Here is a 19,984-nt window from a genome sequence, read left to right as displayed (position 1 = left end):
ATTCTAGTTTTCCATAGCGGTCTTTAGTTTATCGAGAGGATTCCAGTCTTTAAATATATTGGCCAACGTGTACTTATTGGCCTGATCATCAGATAATTGATGAGACCAATCCACGCGCTCTCCGTTACTTCCCGGACCTTTTGAGTTATATTCTGCATAAAAGGTGGTCTTTTCAGCGTCTGGCTTATTCCAATTATGCCACCCTTCTGGCTTTATATGCTTTCCTAAGTCACAATTGATAAAAACTGTCTGGGCAAATGGTCTCCACGGTCTGCCCAGGTAAACTGAGTTTTCTGGAGCATCTCCTGTAAGCTTACAGTTTAGGAAGACAAATCCATAGTCAGTTTCTTCTAAAGTTGATGCCGCTGTAACGTAGCTTCCATTCTTTTTAGAATAGATCTCGCAGTTATCAAAAACAGCGGTAGACCAGCCAAAAATAAAATCTGTGGTACCTTCTATGTAGCAGTTTCGGTAATACTGTCTGCTTCTATCGCCATGAGGGTACAGTGTATCCTGAAACCCTAGAAACCTGCAATTATCAAAGATTACCTTATCACCATCTATCCTCACCGCTACTGCCTGACCTACAGGGCCTGACGAGTTTTCAAATGTTATGTTCTGAGCCATGAAGCCTTCTCCAAACACGAAGAATCCTGATGATCCTGAGGTGCCTATTTCCTCTCCAAAACGATTCTTTTTAGAGGCGTAATCATCATAAGTGACGATGGTCTTCTCCACGCTTTCTCCTATGAAAGTAACGTTGGTTTTTGAAGCTGAAAGCACCAGCTTTTCTTTATAAATACCATTTTTAATGAAAATTCTGGTTTCGGATTTCCTCATATCCGGCACTGCATCAATAGCTTGTTGAATCATCTTAAAATCGCCACTTCCGTCAGCCGCCACAGTAAAGTCAAACTGTTGAGCATTGACCGAATTAGTAATTAAGAATAATAGTATGATGCCTAACCTTCTCATTATTTCAGATTTTCATAGTATAAAGAGGCCATGATGAAAGGCCCTACGGCTTTTGGATCATTGTCTCTCTTCTTCTCATTGATGTAATACTCATAAGTGCCGCTTCTGTAAGGATCTCCACCCAGACCAGCAACTGCGCACACTTCGATGATGCTCACATCACCATTTGACTCATTCTTTATAAATTGCTTTACCACACCGTCGTAAGCTTTTATGGCAGTATCCTTATATTTTGGATCTAAATAGCCCTTCTCTACGCCTTTGAGTAAGAAATAAGCGAACATACTTGAAGCTGACGCCTCTAAATAATTACCATCTTTTTCCCCTTTATCTAAAACCTGATACCAAACTCCTGTTTTCTCATCCTGATATTTCACCACTCCTTGAGCCATTTTATCAGCTATTTGTAGAATCATTTCTCTCTTTGGGTGATCTTGAGGGAAATAATCCAAAACATCTACAAGAGCCATAGCTAACCAGCCCATACCTCTGCCCCAAAAATTTTCGGATAGACCTGTTTCCTTATTGGCCCAATCCTGCTCTTTGCTTTCATCCCAGCCATGATAATAAAGGCCAGTCACGGGATCATAGTTATGTTTATCAATCAGGTAAATCTGATTAGCCACGTCATCAAAAAGCTGTGGTTCATTAAAGGTGGCGGCATATTTAGCAAGGAATGGAGATCCCATGTAAATACCATCCAGCCACATCTGATGAGGATACCTTTTCTTATGCCAAAAGCCACCCTCACTGGTACGAGGATGCTCCCTCATTTGATCACGAAGCATTTCAATGGCCTTTTTATAATTTTCTTGTCCGGTTTCATTGTACAGATCAATAAGGAATTTACCGGGATTTACACGATCAATATTGTAGTCTGTTAGTTTATAGGTTTTCACCTGTCCTTGCTCATTGACCATTGAGTCAGCATAAGCCTTTGCATAATTAAAGAACGCCTTATCACCTGTTTTATCATAAACTCTGAGCATAGCAGAGCACATCAGACCATTGGTATACTCCCACTTCGGCTTCGGTCTGAAGTCTAAATACTGAGCATCCGGCGTACGGTGCATCTCAGACTGTGCCATTTTCACTGATAAGTGAGCCTTTTCTGCCGGTTGCTCCACTGCCAGTGAATCAGCTGAAGTAGTTTCAGATTTTGAGGTAGAACATGAGGTGAACATACCTGCACAAAATGTAGCTATCAAGCTCGCTAATAATACTTTATAGTACTTTTTAGGTTGAATTCTCATTGAACCAATTCGTTTAAGTATACTTCAATATTTGTATAATTCTTATCTACAGTAAAGCCGGATGCATCATCGGCATTTTTAGGGTCTAGCTTATGCTTCTTTTCCCAACTATCTGGCATACCATCATTATCTGAGTCTTTTGGGGCAGGTTTACTCTGCAGCTCAGGATAGCCACCAACATCCTGCGGTGAATTGATTATTCCATCATTATGAGCTGCTGTACCCGTTTTCACTTCCTTTATCACTCTCTCATCAACGGCATCCCTATTCAGACTAGCTCCTGCTTTAGCCAAAACTGACTCATAGGCCTGCTTTGCAGACTCTTCAGAACCTGTGGATACATATTCAAACTGCTCCGAGGCCTTGGTGGCTTCGGGATCATCGCATTGAATACCGCCATTCCAGTTATCCTTAGTTAACTCCTCACTGCCTTCTACGAAGTTGCCAGCCACGTAAAACTGTCCGTATGGCTCACTAGGATTAACTATTCTATCTCTTTTCGATTTATCTGTGGCAGGGCCTGGTTTATAATAGTTATTCACCATGTTGTATTTCCCCTTTTCACCGCCATAAGTGCTGTTATGAGCCCAGTTATAAATCACATTATTTCTGAAATCTACATGTTCCAGAGGGCTATTGGGAGTAGTGGCCGAACCACTAAACCTTGGATTTCTGCTGGTGTGATGGGCTAAAAGATTATGATGGAAGCTAGCTCCAATTCCACCCCAGATACCACCATAACCATGATTTCCTTTATGATGGACTGAGTTATTAAGACTTTCTGACACAATACACCACTGCATGGTAAAATTAGTATTACCATAAAAAGAAGCACATTCGTCTGTTGACCAACTGATAGAGCAGTGGTCAATAATAAGGTTTTTACTTCTTCGGCCATTGATAGCATCATCCTCCACTTTCATTTCGTCGCCCAGACGAAAGCGGACATATCTTACTATCACATTATCTGCTGATATTCTCACAGGGTAGTTTTTGATGCAAATACCATCTCCGGGAGCCGACTGTCCGGCAATGGTAACATCTCCATTATCTATGGGTAGGTTAGATTTAAGTGCTATTGTTCCTGAAATGGAAAAGGTGATGATTCTTGGGCCTTTCTCCTGAATGGCTGCCCTTAAACTTCCTGGGCCATCATCATTTAGATTACTGACTATCAGCACTTTGCCTCCTCGGCCTCCGGTGGTAAATTTACCGTATCCTTCAGCACTCGGAAAAGCTGGGGTTTGAGCGCTAATGCAAGATGTAGAGATCATTATTGTACACAAAACCACCCATACTAATCTTATCTGACCCTTCGTGTTTTTAATCATAATTGTTCTCTTCATCTAATGGTTAATAATTAAGAAATAACTGCCTCTGCTAAGACAAAATCTATTCACAGAGGCAGTTTAAAATCACAAAACCTAAACTTTTAATTTAACCAACGTGGGTCACCAATTTGCTCATCTATAAGCGTTTGGTTAGTCACTGTAAAGTCTTCATTGGCAGCATCTACAAAGCCAGGATCTAATTCAGTGGCATCAACCTGCGCTGGATCAGTATACTCACTGCCATCAGCAAATAAGTTGAATACATTGAAGAAGTAATTATCAGCGTAAGTAGTTGAGGCTGACATATCACCGGCTTTAGTCCACCATCCTCTGGTAGTAGTACCTTCCAGACCAGTGCGTACAAATAAACAATCACTTACTTTAATGGTACCTCCACCACTAGATCTGAAAAGACCTCTGTTGTTTCCACTATCTACGTTAGCTACCTGATAGAATGTGCAGCTCTCGAAAACCGAGTTACATTCTGCCTGCATTCTTAAGAATGTTCTGAAACCATTAGCGAAAGTAGAATTAGTAACATTAAGAGCACCGATTTCTCCACTTCTGAAATCAATACCATCACCGCCACTACCTAGTATGTCATGGATGTAGCAATTATTGATGTTGATGGTACCAAATACTCCTGAGTTGTTATTGTAAATCAGGTTGTTAGAATAACCACTTATGTCACAATCTTCTACAGTTAAAGTGCTTACGTTACAATCAGAACCAGATACATTAAAGAACTGACCATATCCTGTTCCTTCGAAGATGATGCTTCTCACTTCTAACAAGCCCACCGCAGCATTACAGGTGATTTGACCATAAACAACAGGTCTGTCATACGGATACAAGCCTCTTAGCTTAATTGATTTCTCAATATTAATAGTTAGCCCAGCTTCTGCAGAACCATATTCTCCAGGGAAAAGAACTAGTACGTCGCCGTCGTTAGCCGCTGCAATCATAGCTAATAAATCATCTTCAGGGTGTACAGCTATAGCATCACCTATATCTACCAGCGTTTCGAATGTAACTACACCTCTTCTTTTAGTATTGTTATAAAGAGTGATGGTGTACTCAGTTTCTCCTGTAAGCCCTTCAATGGTCACTTCACCCGCTGCTTTTTCATCTGCAGTTATGGTTCTGTTTACATTGCCTGGATTTACTATTAAATGAGTTACTTCACTACCTGCAGGCCATTTAAGAGTAACTTCCTTAGCTGCAATATCTTCTCCTTCTAAAGGCAAGAAGATATTTTCGATAGCAGTCATCACTGCAATAGTAGCGTAGCCTGATTCTTTTCCATCTTCTCTCACTGCCTTCACACGTGCAGAATATTGAGTTTCTCCTTCAAAGGCTTCCTGAATAGGCACCTCGTCAGGCATCACTGTTACAGTACGAATGATAGAGTTAAATTCCAGGCTATCCTGACTAAACTCTACTTCATAATGATCTACACCCTCTTTTACATCCCACTTTAATTCTATTGTAGTCTGGTTTCTCACGAAAGCTGTGAGGCCAACTGGAGCAAAAGCTCTATCGGTATCAAGCTCCGTTATTACCGGATCTATGTCATCAGAACATGATGTCATGATCACAGGGAGTAAACCGAAGGCTAGAAATATATATTTGAATGATTTTTTCATGTTTGTATAATTTTATTCAGAAATGGGAGTGCCTTAAACACTCCTATTATCCTTGATTAATACCCGTAATCATTTTTCAACTGTCCGTTGCTAGCATCTAAAAATACTTGCCAAATTGGCCAGAACTGATGCTGATCAGGATCAAAAGTATAGAGTGTTTCTATCTTCTCATCTTCTATTTCATCAGGCGTAGCCCAATCCATAGAATAAGCAAAATCTGCAGATCTGTTATCTGTTTCTCCACGCTCTATACCATAGGTAACTAATGATTCGCCATCCTCTCCTATCTCATAATATACGGTCTGAGGTACATCTGAATATTCGCCAGTAGTGTTTCTCAAATCATACATTTTAGCTTTAGCTTCTTCTAATTTATCACCTAAAAGATTCCAACGGATAAGCGCTTGCTTTCTCAACATTTCGCCACAGAATTCAAGCTTATGCTCTTTCACTATAGCTTGGAACATTTCCTCTTTACTTCCTAATCCGTTGATATAACCATCAACCATAGTTGACCAGTCAGCAGGATCAAAAGCTCTTTCTCTCAGCATTCTTAAGTATGGAGCTGCAGAACCAGGACCTTCCAGCTCGTTAGCTGCTTCAGCTGCCATAAGCACAACCTCGGCATATCTCATATACATGAAGTTAGTACCATCATCATTACTTGAGGTCACATAGCTATCTTTCCACTCATATCTGAACTTACCAAAAGCCCAAGAGTCTATACCAGTAAGCTGTTGCTGAGCAATTTTAGTATCTTTATCAGCATCGCCCCACTCATAAGGCACACAAGTTACATCCTGACGAAGATCTGATGGATCATATTCGTAGAACATGAAAGGTGTAGGACCACCCTGACCACCTCTGGCTTGGCCAGTGTATTGATCAACACTTCTATGGCGTACAGCAAATGTAAATAACCATCTACCTCTACCTGATGAGAAAGGTATCTCCCAAAGAGACTCTCCACCAGCGTTTATCTCATCTCGGTTATATTTTCTCCATAACTCTTCAAAAGAGCCTTCAAGCTGAGTTGTACCACTAGCGATTACATCTTTACATTCTTGTAATGCCAAAGCATACATTTTATCTCTTGATAAATCAGGATCTGTGCTCAAGCGCACTCCATCAGGGTACTGAGAATACCCACCGGCCACTAGCGCCAAACGTGCTCTGAATCCTTTAACAAAAGCCTTGTTCACCTGCTCTACTGTACCTGTTAATGATGATTCATTAGGCCAAGGCACAAGTTCTGATGCCTCTGCTAAATCGTCTAATAGCTGCTTGTAGATGATATCTCTATTAGATTTAGGTAAATAGAGTGTACTTGTATTAATAGGTTCGAATCTGGCCACCACATCTCCCCATGCTTTCATTAGGTCTGCATAGTAAATGGCTCTTAATGTTAATGCTTCTCCCAATAAATATCCCATATCGGTTCCAGGCACAGCATCACCGTAAGTTCTTAAACCGTTGATACAAAGATTAGCCCTTTCAATACCTGAATACATCATGGCCCAGGCATTATTAGCCGAGTTCATGTTAGAGTTATTAGGCTTGGCATCATAAGTTACCAAGTCAGAATTATCATTACCACTTGTTGAAGAGTTATACCACTCTATATCAGTGTTCATTCCATACCAGGGTAAAAATCTCCCTCGGTAAGAATTAGTTTGCCCGAAAGGTTCTTTGATGCCATCTACCGCTCCTTTAGCCAAATCATAGTTGGAAAAAATGGTAGATTCATCTAAAGTTGATTTTGCTGGAGCTTCAAGACCATCTTCACAAGATGTTAAGAACAGTCCCATCATTACTCCCGCTATATATATAATCTTTTTCATATTAATCATCTTCAATAAATTAGAAAGTAAGATTTAAGCCCACAGAGATTTGTCTACTTCTAGGATACGCTGAATAATCAACACCTGGTGTTAAAGCTGTTTTTCGCCTTGTAGAAACTTCAGGATCAAAACCTGAATAGTTAGTAAGTACAAATACGTTATAACCTGTCACATAAAACCTTAATTTTTCAATGTGTGCTTTGCTAGTTAATGAAGCAGGTAAAGTGTAACCTAAAGTCAAAGTATTTAACCTTAAGAATGAACCATCTTCCACAGCCCAGTCACTGAAAACATATCTATCCATATATGGAGACCACATAGTAGTGTTTGCGTTCATCGCTGCAAGCTGCTGAGGATCAGTCACTAGCTCACCTGTTTCCCAATCGATATTCGTCCAACGCTTACCCTCTGCCTGCATATCTATAAGGTTTCTATACTGATTGTTCTGATTAGCAGTGGTAAACTCAATCTTGTTTGCGTTATAGATATTATTGCCATAGCTCCAGTTAAATGCAGCAGTAAGATCAAAACCATAAGCATAACCGTTCAATACAATACCACCTGTGTGCTTAGGATTAGCATTACCAATGATTTCCTGGTCAGCTACAGTAACTGTACCGTCACCATCAAGATCCTTTAACTTCATCATTCCAGGCACAACTGAAAGAAAGTCTACATCAGGAATACCATCTTTTAAAGTGTATTCTCCTGTAGAAGCATCGTAATTAAAATCAGACACCTCATAACGGCCATCATTTCTGTAACCATACATAATACCCACCGGCTGACCTGTAGTAATTAAGTAATCGTTATTGATTTGAGTCGAAGCCCAGTTAGTAGGCTGGCCAAATTCCTCCATAAGTCCTAAAGACTTCACTTCGTTTCTATTAAAGGCCACGTTGAAATTCACACTGAAACCATAATCCTCTTTATCGATAGCTATGGCACTAAGTGCTAATTCTAGACCTTTATTTTGGGTTTCACCCATATTTCTGAATTGAGATTCATATCCAGTACCTGGAATAGGGAAGTCAATAAGTACTCCATCTGTGTTGTTTAGATACACTTCTACCGAACCATTAATTCTGCCTTTTAGTATTCCAAAATCAAGACCTATGTTTTTCGTAGCCGTAGTCTCCCACTTAAGATCAGGATTGGCTAAGCGACTTTGAGGAGCCCAATATGTATCAATGTTATTAAGCCATGATGTATTGTTTGAAACATATGACTGAACTGTCTGCCCCAGTTGAATATTATTATTACCTGCAATACCGTAACTAGCTCTTAATTTCAAAAGATTAACCCAACTGGAAACACCTCTCATGAAGTTCTCTTCTGATATCTTCCAACCTGCTGATATAGATGGAAAGTATCCCCAGAAATTATCGCCAGAAAATCTACTGGAAGCATCTGCACGGTAAACTCCTTCTAACAGATATCTGTCTTTATACTGATAGTTGAATCTTCCAAAAAATGACAAGAGCTTATCATCAGGGTTCAAATAATTATCAATTGTAAACGGAGTACCCTGAGTAGTTAATTTAAAGGCCTCTTCTGAGGTAAACTGCTTTGGATAACCATGAATCACATTAGTATTTTGTGTTCTCTGGGTGAGTAAATATTCCTGCCCTACAAGTAAAGTCAATTTATTTTCACCTTTTAGCAAGTTTTCTGTAGAGAGTGTATTAGTTGTTCTGTAACGAACATCTCTTCTATCACTCAAAGAAGCAGCAGGCTGACCTTGCTGCTCAGCAGAAGGTTTGTTATTTACATAGTAAGTAGTTAAACCATAAAAGCGATTATCATTATAATAATAGTTATCAAGACCGAAATCACTTTTTAATGTTAAGAAATCAGCAATCTTCCAGGACACACCACCTGCAAGGTTATAGTTTTTACGAGTTTGGATTCTGTTATTATCCGCAACCGATGTTAATGGATTGGTTAGATCACCGGCTGTTTGCTCGTTAGTATTTGTAACGTTACTGCTAGTAAGCCCATCTATCGGAATTGGAGAGTAACCAATGCTATGCTTTAAACGAGAATCTGCAGAAGAAACCTCATTTTGCTCGTTAGCACCACCTCCAGAAATATCTGTATCAGAATAACGAACTGAAAAATTCAAGTTCACATCTTTATGAGGCTTGTTATTTAATTTAAGAGTAAGGTTATTTCTTAAATAGTCTGAGCCTACCATGATCGCCTTTTGATCATAACGAGCAATGTTAGCAGAGTAATTAAATTTCTCGCTTCCACCTCTTACACTTAAATCATTACTGAATACATGGCCGGTTCTACCATACACTTGCTGTTGCCAGTCATTAGCAGGAAGACCATCATAAAGATCAATATCCTGAAACAAACCAAAATAATCTTCATAAGAAGAAATATCTTCAGAGTCTTTCAACATGGCATATTCGTACTGCCATCTGGCGTAATCTCCCGGGCTAAGTACATCTAATTTATTGGCAATTTTGTTTACAGCGTAGAACGAGTTATAACTCACCGTAACCTTACCCTGCTTACCACTTTTAGTAGTGATGATAACTACCCCGTTAGCACCTCTTGATCCGTAAATTGCAGTAGAAGATGCATCTTTAAGTACATCTATACTTGCTATATCTGAAGGTGTAAGATCAGAAATACTATTTACAGGAAATCCATCTACTATATATAAAGGAGAGTTATCCTGTGTTAATGAGGCTCCACCTCTTACTCTAATTCTAACCTCATTATCAGGTGAACCTTCTGAACTTGTAACCTGTACACCTGCCAAACGACCGGTCAAAGACTCAGCCACAGTAGCCACAGGCACTTTCTTTAAGGCATCACCTTCTACAGAAACTACAGAACCTGTCAGCTCTGATCTTTTCTGCGTACCATAACCCACTACTACCACTTCGTCTAGCTGGGCTATATCCTCAATAAGCACAACCTTTAAATTAGTCTGTGCTCCAACTTCAATTTCTCTCGACCTCATTCCTATAAAGGAAAATACCAGTATATCGTTAGAACTTGCCTTCAACTGAAAAGCACCATCCATATCTGTGGTGGTACCATTAGTTGTGCCTTTAATAATGACCGAAACACCAGGCAGTCTTTCGCCATCTTCAGATGATACAGTCCCTGTAATCATATCACTCTGGGAGTAACCATGATACGGCAGCAGCAGGACTGCACCGAGCAGCACCAGGGCTGTAATCTTGTTTTTAAACAGTAGAAGAATTTTACTCATAGCGTGTGGGTTTGTTTGTTATTCTTAAATTTAATTAAGTGCAATCGATTCCATTTTATGGAAATTAGATTCCTAATGTTTTGCAAACGATATAAAATTACAAACTAGAAATGTAACAACCTTCGAAAATGTAAACGATTGCACAAACTGAATAATACTATCTGATTTTCAAGCATTTATCAGCGTCTTTGTGCGTTTCATTTAGAATTTAAGACATCTGCTATTGATCAAAAACCAGGGGTTAATGTGCAATCGATTGCATTTTAGCAATTATTAATCTTAATCCAAAATGAAATCGAAACTTTTTTCTCAAACACAATCTTTTGGGATGATTTTGGCGGAAATATCAATATTTTATTTTATGTTAGCCAGGAGATAAATCTGAAACAGTAGCCATGTATTTGAATTTATCCCTATTTTTGAGCAATCGTTTACACAACTTTAATTTATTCCATTATGAGCATAAAATATTCAGTAAGGCATGCAATTCATCATGAGGACAGCAAAAACTATGATACCAAAAAATTGCGCAGCTCTTATTTAATAGAAACGCTATTTGAAGAAGATACTATTCACGCCGTTTATACGCTCTATGATAGATTAATTGTTGGTGGTATCAATCCTGTAAACAAAGCTTTAAAGTTAGAAACATTTGACACTCTGAAATCAGAAAACTTTCTGGATAGAAGAGAAATAGGAATTATAAATGTAGCTGCTCCTACTAAAGTAACAGTAGACGGTAGTGATTATGAGCTAGGAAACAAAGAGGCCTTATATATAGGCATGGGAACAAAAGAGGTTCTGTTTCACCCATCATTAGAAGGAGAAACGAAGTTGTATTTCAACTCTGCTCCGGCTCATAGGAACTACCCTACCAAAAAGGTATCTCTGGATGAGGCCGAAACAGTAGAGCTGGGCAGCATGGAAAGTTCAAATCATAGAATCATCAGAAAGGTCTTAGTAAACTCTGTAGTGCCTACCTGTCAGTTACAAATGGGAGTAACCGAACTTAAAACAGGTAGTGTATGGAACACTATGCCGGCGCATACTCATGACAGAAGAATGGAAGCTTATTTCTACTTCGAACTTCCTGAAGATGCCGCTGTATGCCATTTTATGGGTGAACCTGATGAAACACGTCATATTTGGATGAAAAATCACCAGGCAGTGATATCACCACCATGGTCAATCCACAGTGGTGCGGGAACTTCTAATTACACCTTTATATGGGGTATGGCTGGAGAAAACCTGGATTATGGAGATATGGACAAAGTAGAACCAACTGACCTGAGATAAGCTATGACCAATCTATTTGACTTAACCGGAAAAGTAGCGCTTATCACTGGTGGCACGCATGGTCTGGGTATGGCTATGGCCAAAGCACTAGGCGATGCCGGAGCAACGCTGGTTATTAATGGCCACACCCCCGCTAAAATGACAGAGGCAATGCAAGAATACAAAGCTGGTGGTTATAAGGCATATGAGTTTTTGTTTGATGTTACTAACGAAGAAGAAGCGGCTAGCAACATTAAGAAGATAGAAAGTGAAATCGGACCCATTGAGATCTTAGTGAACAATGCCGGCATGATTCAAAGAGTGCCAGCACTGGAGATGGAAGTGGCAGACTTCAGAAAAGTATTAGATGTAGACGTTACCGGGCCGTTCATTATGAGCAAGCAGGTAGCTAAATACATGGTGGAAAGGAAGAGAGGAAAGATCATTAATATATGCTCTATGATGAGTGAGCTGGGAAGAAATACGGTGTCAGCCTATGCTGCTGCTAAAGGAGGGCTGAAAATGCTCACCAGAAACCTGGCTACGGAATGGGCAAAATATAACATTCAGGTCAATGGCATTGGCCCTGGCTATTTTGCTACAGACCAGACTGCTCCAATAAGAGTGGATGGCCATCCTTTTAATGACTTTATAGTAAACAGGACCCCTGCCGGAAGATGGGGAGATCCTGAAGACCTGGGCGGGACTACCATATTCCTCGCCAGCAAAGCAAGCAACTTCGTTAATGGACAGATTATTTATGTAGATGGTGGTATATTAGCAACCATAGGCAAACCCACTAACGAAGCTTAAACTATAATACGGGCGTAACCATAAAAATGGCAGGAAAAGGAAAAACTACAATTCATGATATCGCTTCAGCGCTAAATATTACGGCATCTACGGTATCCAGGGCGTTAAATAATAACCCCCGAATAAGTAAAAACACCCGAAAAGCTGTACAAAAAGTAGCTAAAGAGCTCAACTACCAGCCTAATAATATTGCGGCGGCACTTAGAAATGGTAAGAGCCATATCATTGGTGTAGTAGTACCTACAGCTAACAGGGCCTTTTTCTCCTCTGTTGTAAGAGGGATTGAAGAAATCGCTAATAAGCTTAATTACAAGGTTATCATCTGCCAGTCATATGAAGATTATGACCAGGAGGTGCAAACTATTGATGCTCTTCTAAGTGCACGCGTAGACGGAATAATTGCCTCTATCAGCAAGAATACCCTTGATTTTGAGCACTTTAAGAAAGCTCAGGATCGTGGCACACCTGTTGTTCTTTTTGACCGTACTACCGATGAAATAGAGACCGGCCAGGTAATGATTGATGATTATCTGGGAGCTTATAAAGTTACTGAGCACCTGATTGAGCAAGGTTGTAAGCGCATCGCTCACTTCACTAACCCTATAAAAATCAACATTTATAAAGATCGACTCAGAGGTTATTTGGATGCTTTAAGAGATAATAACATCAAAATAGATGATGATCTTATTGTAGAAAGCAATATGCAGCTGGAAGATGGAAGAGAAAGCATGGAAAAGCTTTTGGCCTTAGATAATAGACCGGATGCGGTTTTCTCTGCCAGTGATTACGGTGCCATGGGCGCCATGCAGGTACTGAAAGAGCAGGGTTTAAATATACCTCAGGATGTGGCGCTGGCAGGATTCAGTAATGAGCCTTTCACCTCCTTTACAGATCCAACACTCACCACTGTAGATCAGCTGAGTATCACCATGGGTAAAGTTTGTGCCGAGCTTTTCTTTAAACAGATAAAAGCAGGCAACAAAAAGGAGCTTCCTCAAAAAACCGTACTTAAACCTGAATTGATCATTAGACAATCATCCTTGAAAAAAGGATAATAGAATAGGCTACTGTTAAGATTAAATATACATAAACAATCGATTGTTTTTTAAAGGTATTTAAAGAGATAAGATATGAAACCCCTCAATGAACAAACAGCCGGAATTCAGAAGAATCATCCGGTAAAAGTGCTTCAGTTTGGTGAAGGTAATTTCCTTAGGGCCTTCGTAGACTGGGTAATTGATATATTAAATGAAAAGGCCGATTTCAATGGTGGTATTCATGTGGTACAACCCATTGAACAAGGCATGGTCAACATGCTGAATGACCAGGATTGCCTTTATCATGTATTGCTTCAGGGCATTCAGAATGGAGAAACAATTGATGATAAAAGATTGATCACCAGTATTAATTCCGCTTCTAATCCTTATGAAGATTATAAAGCATATCTGCAGTTAGGAGAAAATCCTGATCTGGAGTTTGTCATTTCCAATACCACCGAAGCTGGTATTAGATTCGATGAATCTGATAAGAGAATGGATAGCCTTCCAGACAGCTTTCCTGGTAAATTAACTGCCTTACTTTATCATAGATTTAAGCATTTCAATGGTGCAGCTGATAAGGGGCTAACCTTAATTCCATGCGAACTGATTGAAAATAATGGAGTGAATCTTAAAAAGGCCATATTACAATATGCTGAACATTGGGCCTTATCCAATGAATTTATTAGCTGGATAGAAAGCAGTAACAAATTCTGCAACACCTTGGTTGACAGGATAGTACCTGGATATCCAAGAGAGAATATAAAAGAAATTCAGGCTGAATTAGGCTTTGAAGATAATTTGGTGGTAAAGGCTGAGCCCTTCTTACTTTGGGTGATAGACGCCCCTGAAGGCGTAAAAGAGGCCTTCCCTACTCATAAGACTGATCTGGATGTACTTTTTGTAAAAGACATTACGCCATATAGAACCAGAAAAGTAAGAATTCTTAATGGTGCACATACTTCCTTGGTGCCTGTAGCCTATTTGCATGGCGTGAGAACGGTACGAGAATCTGTGGAAGATGATTACACTGGTGAATTCATTAAAGAAACCATATTTGATGAAATTGTACCAACGTTGGATCTGCCTCAGGAGGAATTAGAGAAGTTTGCTAATGCCGTACTGGAAAGATTTCAAAATCCTTTCATCAGACATGAGTTAATTTCCATTGCGCTTAACTCTACTTCTAAGTATAAGGTAAGGGTTCTTCCATCAGTTTTGGAATACTATAACCGTAAAAACAGTTTACCACATCATCTGGTACATGCATTGGCTGCGCTCATAGTATTTTACAAAGGCGAATGGAGAGATGAGAAGATTGCCCTCAATGACTCTGCAGATGTGATGGAGTTTTTTGGGCAAATTTGGAATGGAGATCAGGAGCAAATTGCGCAGAAGGTACTTTCTAACACTGCTCTGTGGGATACAGACTTAACCAAGGTTGAGGGACTGGAAAGTGAGCTACAGACTGAAATTAACAGTTTGGTTAAGGCTGAAAAAGAAAAATCGTACTTACAATAATTGAGATAACATGTCATTTTTATCAGAGAATTTTTTGCTGGAAACAAAGACAGCACAACAATTATATCATGATCATGCGGCTAAAATGCCCATCATAGATTATCACTGTCACCTACCTCCTGATGAAATAGCCAGTGATAAAAATTTTGAAAACCTCACCAAAATATGGTTGAACGGTGACCACTATAAGTGGAGAGCTATGCGTACCAATGGTGTGAATGAAAAATACTGTACCGGTGATGCCTCTGACTATGAAAAGTTTGAAAAATGGGCTGCTACCGTGCCTTATACCATGCGTAATCCATTATACCATTGGACACACATGGAGCTTAAAAAGCCATTTGGTATCAATAAAATATTAAAACCAGAATCTGCCAGAGAGATTTATGACGCTTGCACTGAGAAGCTTCAAACCAAAGAATTCAGCGTAAGAAATATTCTGAAGCAGATGAATGTAAAAGTGGTTTGCACCACTGATGATCCTATTGACAGCTTGGAGCATCACCAGAAAATAAAGCAAGACGGATTTGATGTACATATCTTGCCTGCTTTTAGAGCTGATAAACTTCTGGCCATAGAAAACAGTGATGTATTCCTACCTTATCTTAACAAATTAAGTGAGGTTTCGGGAGTAGGCATTGAAAGCTATGATGATCTTTTAACTGCCCTTAAAAACAGACATGATTTCTTCCATGAAATGGGCTGCAGACTATCAGATCATGGCCTTGAAACTGTTTATGCTGATGATTATACTGAAAGCGAAATAAAAGCCATATTCAGCAAGGCACTTAACAAACAAGCTCTTTCTCCTGAAGAGGTGAGCAAGTTTAGATCAGCAATGCTTTATGATATGGCCGTTATGGATCATGTTAAAGGATGGACTCAGCAGTTCCACCTGGGTGCATTGAGAAACAACAACACCAGAATGATGCGTGAGCTTGGCCCTGACACCGGTTTTGATTCCATCGGTGACTTTGGTGTCGCCTCGGCTTTAGCCAAATTCATGGATAGATTGGATAATACTAACCAACTGGCTAAGACCATTTTATACAATCTCAATCCTAGCCAGAACGAGCTTTATGCTACTATGATCGGTAACTTCAATGACGGATCTGTGGCTGGTAAAATCCAGTATGGTTCTGCCTGGTGGTTTTTAGATCAAAAAGATGGCATGATCAAGCAAATGAATGCGCTTTCAAACATGGGACTTCTAAGCAGGTTTGTAGGTATGCTTACAGACTCCAGAAGCTTCCTCTCCTACCCAAGGCATGAATATTTTAGAAGAATTTTATGCAATTTAATCGGAAATGACGTTGAGAATGGAGAACTCCCTGCTAGTGAGATGGCCTGGATGGGTGAATTAGTGGAGAATATTTGTTATAACAACGCCAAGAACTATTTCAACTTCTAAATGATGACTAAAAAGGTAGTGACATTTGGCGAAGTAATGCTTCGCCTTTCTACTCCCAACCATTCTCGTTTTGTTCAGTCAACCAGCTTTGATGCTACTTATGGCGGTGGAGAGGCAAACGTAGCGGTATCTTTAGCTCAGCTGGGCCTAAAGGCTGCTCATGTTACTCGCTTTCCTGATAATGAATTAGGTAAGGCTGCCTCTAATCAACTCAGAAGCTTTGGAGTAAACACTGATTCCATTGTTTATGGTGATCATAGAATGGGATTATACTTTCTTGAAACGGGCAGCAGCGTACGTCCGAGCAAAATCATTTATGACCGGGCTGATTCTGCTTTTGCTCATATTCAACCCGGCATGCTAGACTGGGATAAAATTTTAGATGGTGCCGACTGGTTTCACTGGACGGGAATAACGCCGGCTATTTCACAAGGTGCTGCAGACTGCTGCAAGGAAGCCATTAAAGTGGCTAATAAGAAAGGGATAACTGTTTCAGGTGATATAAACTATCGTAAGAACCTGTGGCAATATGGTAAGAAAGCTACTGAAATTATGCCTGAACTTATTGAGGGTTGTGACCTGCTAGTGGCCAGCACATATGATGCAAAGGACATTTTGGGAATAGATTCTCAAGACATCAAACATAAAGAACTGACTGTTTTTAGTCAGATCACCACTCAGTTTCCTAAAGTGAAGAAAATAGTAACTACGGAAAGAGATTCCATCAGTGCATCACATAATACCTTAACAGGACATTTATTTGATGGAGCTGAAATGCTAAAAACAGAAGTATTTGAGGTAAACCCAATAGTGGACAGAGTAGGTGGAGGTGATGCCTTTATTGCTGGTGTTATTTACGGTCAGTTAGTTTATGAGGATGATCAAAAATCCATTGATTTTGGCGTGGCAGCTTCTATTTTGAAACATACAATAGAGCGTGATGCTAACCTGGCTACTGTAGAAGAAATTGAAAGTTTAATGAACGGAAATACTTCCGGAAGAATAGTAAGATAAATTATGGCAAGATTTACACGCATTCAAGTAGCACTAAAGATGAAAGAAACTGGTTTAGTTGCCGTTTTCTATCATCCTGATTTAGAAGTCTGTAAAAAAGTATTAAAAGCCTGCTATGACGGAGGCCTTCGAGTTTTTGAATTCACCAATCGTGGTGATTTCGCTCATGAAATCTTCGGAGAGCTAGAAAAGTATGCCAAGCAGCACGCTAGTGGTCTTATTCTAGGTGTAGGCTCTATTGTAGATGCGCCTACAGCAGCACTTTATATTCAACTTGGAGCTAGCTTTATAGTATCTCCGGTGCTCAATGAAGATATGGCGAAAGTTTGTAACAGACGAAAAATCATGTGGTCACCTGGTTGTGGATCTGTTTCTGAAATATCTAAAGCTGAGGAACTTGGAGCTGAAGTAGTAAAAATCTTCCCTGCCAGCCAGGTAGGCGGACCGGATTTCATCAAGGCTGTAAAAGGACCATTGCCATGGGCTAGCATTATGCCTACAGGTGGTGTAGAACCTACTCATGATAACCTCATTTCGTGGTTTGCAGCTGGCGCACATTGCGTAGGGATGGGATCTCAATTGATCACTTCTAATTTCATTTCGAATAATGATTACGAAGGCCTAAAGAATAAAGTACAGGAGACCATGTTATTGGTAGATTCTGTAAGACCTTAAATAAAAAAGGTCCTCAAAGAGAATAAAAACTTTGAGGACCTTTTTTTTATTTTCTGCTCTTCACGAGCACATCATACTTCATCCAAGCGGATACCCATTACCAGGATATCATCTGTTTGGTGCTCTTTGCCTTTCCAATCTTCAATAGTCTTATCAAGCTCTCTCTTCTGTTCTGCTAGCGGCAAATGATGAATGCTCAACAGTAATTCTTTGAACTTCTTGATCATAAACTTGCTGTTGTCACCACCACCAAACTGGTCTTGAAAACCATCAGAGAAAACATAGATCATAGTGGGCTGATCTATAGGTACCACATGTTTTTTGAATGGTCCAGGCTTCTTTTTGGTAGGTCTATAACCTCCAATGGCTCTTGAATCACCTTTGATCTGGTGTAGCTCTCCGTCCTGAATGTATATCAATGGATTTTTAGCTCCTGAAAACTCCAGAATATTCTTTTCCTTTCTATAGATACAAAGGGCAATATCCATACCGTCACGGTTCCCGGTAGTCTCTTGCTGTAAGGCCTGGCGTATTTCAATATCCAGGTTTTCAAGTATCTGGTTAGACTCCGCCTCTCCCCTGTTCACAATATTATTCAGGGCGTTTATCCCCACCAATGACATGAATGCTCCCGGTATACCATGGCCTGTACAGTCAACCGCCGCAAAAACCACATCAGGGTCATACCAACTTTTAATTTCTGAAAACCAGTAGAAATCACCACTTACAGAATCTCTGGGTTTGAATAATATAAATGATTCCGGTATTAAACTCTCTTGCACTGAAGCGTTTACCAGCATAGCATCCTGAATTCGCTTAGCGTAATTGATACTACTCTGAATGTTTTTATTCTGCCTGTCAATTTCTTTATTGGCCTCTATCTTTTTTCTGTAACTGCGAATAAGTACCACTACCAATGCTGCAGTTAACAACAAAGCCACAATGATGAAATTTCGGATCAAAGCCGCATTCTTCAGCCTGGCATTTTGAGCTTTTATTTCTAAATCAGCCAGCTCCTTATCCTTATTCAGCAAGTCTATTTCCAGCAGCTGCTTCTCACTTACCGCCTCCATATTTCTGAGCGACTGTTCCGTTTCCTCTAAAGAATATCTTACTGCTAGCAAAGAATCCTCCACCTGCCTTAATTTATCCAGGCCTCCATTATTTCTCCTGACCCTTCTCCTTGTGGTACCTGTAGCTTGGGAATCAACATCTGCCTCTAAACCTGAATTATCCTCTTCAGCTATGGGCGCCAAATCTGACAATAAGGTTTCATATTCTTTTACCTTATCAGAATTGCCTAAGGCTTTATGACTTTGTATCAAAAGATCATAGGCGCGCTCCTGTGCTTCAATGTTATGATTCACTATAGATAAAGAAAGGCCTTCTTCCAACGGGCTGATAGCACGCTTATGTCTGCCTTGTGCCATAAATGCGCTGGCTGTAGCTAATGATGCTTCTATTTCGAAGTCTGCCCTACCTATTCTATTAGCTGCTTTCAGTGATTTTTTGTAACTGTTCAGTGCCTTGCCGGCATCGTTCATACTTAAATGAATGTCACCTTCTAACTGATATGCGAGATATTCAAGTAGCTCATCCTCAGACTTTTTACTATAATCAAAGTATTTATCTAAGTAATCCAGCGCCTCTTTATTTTCCTTTTGGCTGTAGCTGGATTTAGCTAACTGATAGCTGTAATATGCAGCTTTCTCATAATCCTTGCTCTCCACTACCGTTTTCAGATCCTGCTCCAGTTTGCTTTTATCTATCTTTTGGGAAAAGACAGACGGACTAAAAATAAGTCCGATTATTGTTATCAAAAAAGCAGCAGAACGTATAAGATTTTTATGCATAACTGTACCTAAATAAGGCCAATATAGTCTATCAATAATTACTATACATCACACTAATAAGTAGCGGGTAACCGCAAGTAGAAAAAATAGCAATTAATCCCAAG

At 39.8% G+C, this 19,984-nt stretch carries 14 protein-coding genes; 7 read left to right on the top strand and 7 right to left on the bottom strand.

The features are described from left to right. Positions 1-3: 3 nt before the first annotated feature. From LVD16_RS09245 to LVD16_RS09220, 6 genes are all read right to left on the bottom strand, one after another. Entirely contained in the window at positions 4-975 is a 972-nt protein-coding gene (locus tag LVD16_RS09245; RefSeq protein ID WP_233773647.1) for a pectinesterase family protein, read from the bottom strand. Then, a complete protein-coding gene (locus tag LVD16_RS09240) occupies positions 975-2,228 on the bottom strand; it encodes a glycoside hydrolase family 88/105 protein (protein ID WP_233773646.1) in 1,254 nt (417 codons plus the stop codon). The genes LVD16_RS09245 and LVD16_RS09240 overlap by 1 nt, the downstream gene beginning before the upstream one ends. Beyond that, positions 2,225-3,574 carry a pectate lyase gene (locus LVD16_RS09235; RefSeq protein WP_233773645.1) on the bottom strand — a complete coding sequence of 450 codons (1,350 nt, stop codon included), beginning with the start codon at positions 3,572-3,574 and terminating at the stop codon, positions 2,225-2,227. Before LVD16_RS09235 ends, LVD16_RS09240 begins: the two co-directional genes overlap by 4 nt. 86 nt (positions 3,575-3,660) lie before the next feature. Then, a complete protein-coding gene (locus LVD16_RS09230; RefSeq protein WP_233773644.1) occupies positions 3,661-5,205 on the bottom strand; it encodes a DUF5123 domain-containing protein in 1,545 nt (514 codons plus the stop codon). A 56-nt stretch (positions 5,206-5,261) separates the two neighbouring features. Continuing rightward, the gene (locus LVD16_RS09225; protein ID WP_233773643.1) at positions 5,262-7,046 is read right to left on the bottom strand and encodes a RagB/SusD family nutrient uptake outer membrane protein; all 1,785 of its coding nucleotides are present in this window, start codon (positions 7,044-7,046) and stop codon (positions 5,262-5,264) included. A gap of 19 nt (positions 7,047-7,065) precedes the next feature. Then, the gene (locus LVD16_RS09220; RefSeq protein ID WP_233773642.1) at positions 7,066-10,281 is read right to left on the bottom strand and encodes a SusC/RagA family TonB-linked outer membrane protein; all 3,216 of its coding nucleotides are present in this window, start codon (positions 10,279-10,281) and stop codon (positions 7,066-7,068) included. Positions 10,282-10,737: 456 nt separating this feature from the next. Between LVD16_RS09220 and kduI the strand changes: the two genes are divergently transcribed. The 7 genes from kduI to LVD16_RS09185 all read left to right on the top strand — a co-directional run bounded on the left by kduI (position 10,738) and on the right by LVD16_RS09185 (position 18,027). After that, the gene (gene kduI, locus LVD16_RS09215) at positions 10,738-11,577 is read left to right on the top strand and encodes a 5-dehydro-4-deoxy-D-glucuronate isomerase (RefSeq protein WP_233773641.1); all 840 of its coding nucleotides are present in this window, start codon (positions 10,738-10,740) and stop codon (positions 11,575-11,577) included. Between the two features lie 3 nt (positions 11,578-11,580). After that, positions 11,581-12,369 (top strand): gluconate 5-dehydrogenase, encoded by a 789-nt coding sequence (locus tag LVD16_RS09210; RefSeq protein WP_233773640.1) that lies wholly within the window; start codon positions 11,581-11,583, stop codon positions 12,367-12,369. Positions 12,370-12,395: 26 nt separating this feature from the next. Further along, positions 12,396-13,424, top strand: coding sequence for a LacI family DNA-binding transcriptional regulator (locus LVD16_RS09205; protein WP_233773639.1), 1,029 nt, complete (start codon positions 12,396-12,398; stop codon positions 13,422-13,424). A 75-nt stretch (positions 13,425-13,499) separates the two neighbouring features. Then, positions 13,500-14,927: a tagaturonate reductase gene (locus LVD16_RS09200; RefSeq protein WP_233773638.1), complete on the top strand. Its 1,428-nt coding sequence runs from the start codon at positions 13,500-13,502 to the stop codon at positions 14,925-14,927. A gap of 10 nt (positions 14,928-14,937) precedes the next feature. Continuing rightward, positions 14,938-16,338, top strand: a complete 1,401-nt coding sequence (gene uxaC, locus LVD16_RS09195) for a glucuronate isomerase (protein WP_233773637.1) — start codon at positions 14,938-14,940, stop codon at positions 16,336-16,338. Beyond that, positions 16,339-17,352, top strand: coding sequence for a PfkB family carbohydrate kinase (locus tag LVD16_RS09190; protein WP_370687637.1), 1,014 nt, complete (start codon positions 16,339-16,341; stop codon positions 17,350-17,352). It begins immediately after the preceding gene. A gap of 3 nt (positions 17,353-17,355) precedes the next feature. Then, the gene (locus LVD16_RS09185; RefSeq protein WP_233773636.1) at positions 17,356-18,027 is read left to right on the top strand and encodes a bifunctional 4-hydroxy-2-oxoglutarate aldolase/2-dehydro-3-deoxy-phosphogluconate aldolase; all 672 of its coding nucleotides are present in this window, start codon (positions 17,356-17,358) and stop codon (positions 18,025-18,027) included. A gap of 71 nt (positions 18,028-18,098) precedes the next feature. Here LVD16_RS09185 and LVD16_RS09180 read toward each other — a convergent pair whose 3' ends face one another. Further along, positions 18,099-19,847: a SpoIIE family protein phosphatase gene (locus LVD16_RS09180; protein ID WP_233773635.1), complete on the bottom strand. Its 1,749-nt coding sequence runs from the start codon at positions 19,845-19,847 to the stop codon at positions 18,099-18,101. Positions 19,848-19,984 lie beyond the last annotated feature (137 nt).

Source organism: Fulvivirga ligni, assembly GCF_021389935.1.
Lineage (GTDB): Bacteria > Bacteroidota > Bacteroidia > Cytophagales > Cyclobacteriaceae > Fulvivirga > Fulvivirga ligni.
Note: the sequence above shows the minus strand (reverse complement) of the source record. Positions and strands in the feature narration are given on the sequence as shown.

Coding starts and splice junctions, on each gene's coding strand:
- LVD16_RS09245 (WP_233773647.1), bottom strand. CDS start 975: ATGAGAAGGTTAGGCATCATACTATTATTCTTAATTACTAATTCGGTC.
- LVD16_RS09240 (WP_233773646.1), bottom strand. CDS start 2,228: ATGAGAATTCAACCTAAAAAGTACTATAAAGTATTATTAGCGAGCTTG.
- LVD16_RS09235 (WP_233773645.1), bottom strand. CDS start 3,574: ATGAAGAGAACAATTATGATTAAAAACACGAAGGGTCAGATAAGATTA.
- LVD16_RS09230 (WP_233773644.1), bottom strand. CDS start 5,205: ATGAAAAAATCATTCAAATATATATTTCTAGCCTTCGGTTTACTCCCT.
- LVD16_RS09225 (WP_233773643.1), bottom strand. CDS start 7,046: ATGAAAAAGATTATATATATAGCGGGAGTAATGATGGGACTGTTCTTA.
- LVD16_RS09220 (WP_233773642.1), bottom strand. CDS start 10,281: ATGAGTAAAATTCTTCTACTGTTTAAAAACAAGATTACAGCCCTGGTG.
- kduI (WP_233773641.1), top strand. CDS start 10,738: ATGAGCATAAAATATTCAGTAAGGCATGCAATTCATCATGAGGACAGC.
- LVD16_RS09210 (WP_233773640.1), top strand. CDS start 11,581: ATGACCAATCTATTTGACTTAACCGGAAAAGTAGCGCTTATCACTGGT.
- LVD16_RS09205 (WP_233773639.1), top strand. CDS start 12,396: ATGGCAGGAAAAGGAAAAACTACAATTCATGATATCGCTTCAGCGCTA.
- LVD16_RS09200 (WP_233773638.1), top strand. CDS start 13,500: ATGAAACCCCTCAATGAACAAACAGCCGGAATTCAGAAGAATCATCCG.
- uxaC (WP_233773637.1), top strand. CDS start 14,938: ATGTCATTTTTATCAGAGAATTTTTTGCTGGAAACAAAGACAGCACAA.
- LVD16_RS09190 (WP_370687637.1), top strand. CDS start 16,339: ATGATGACTAAAAAGGTAGTGACATTTGGCGAAGTAATGCTTCGCCTT.
- LVD16_RS09185 (WP_233773636.1), top strand. CDS start 17,356: ATGGCAAGATTTACACGCATTCAAGTAGCACTAAAGATGAAAGAAACT.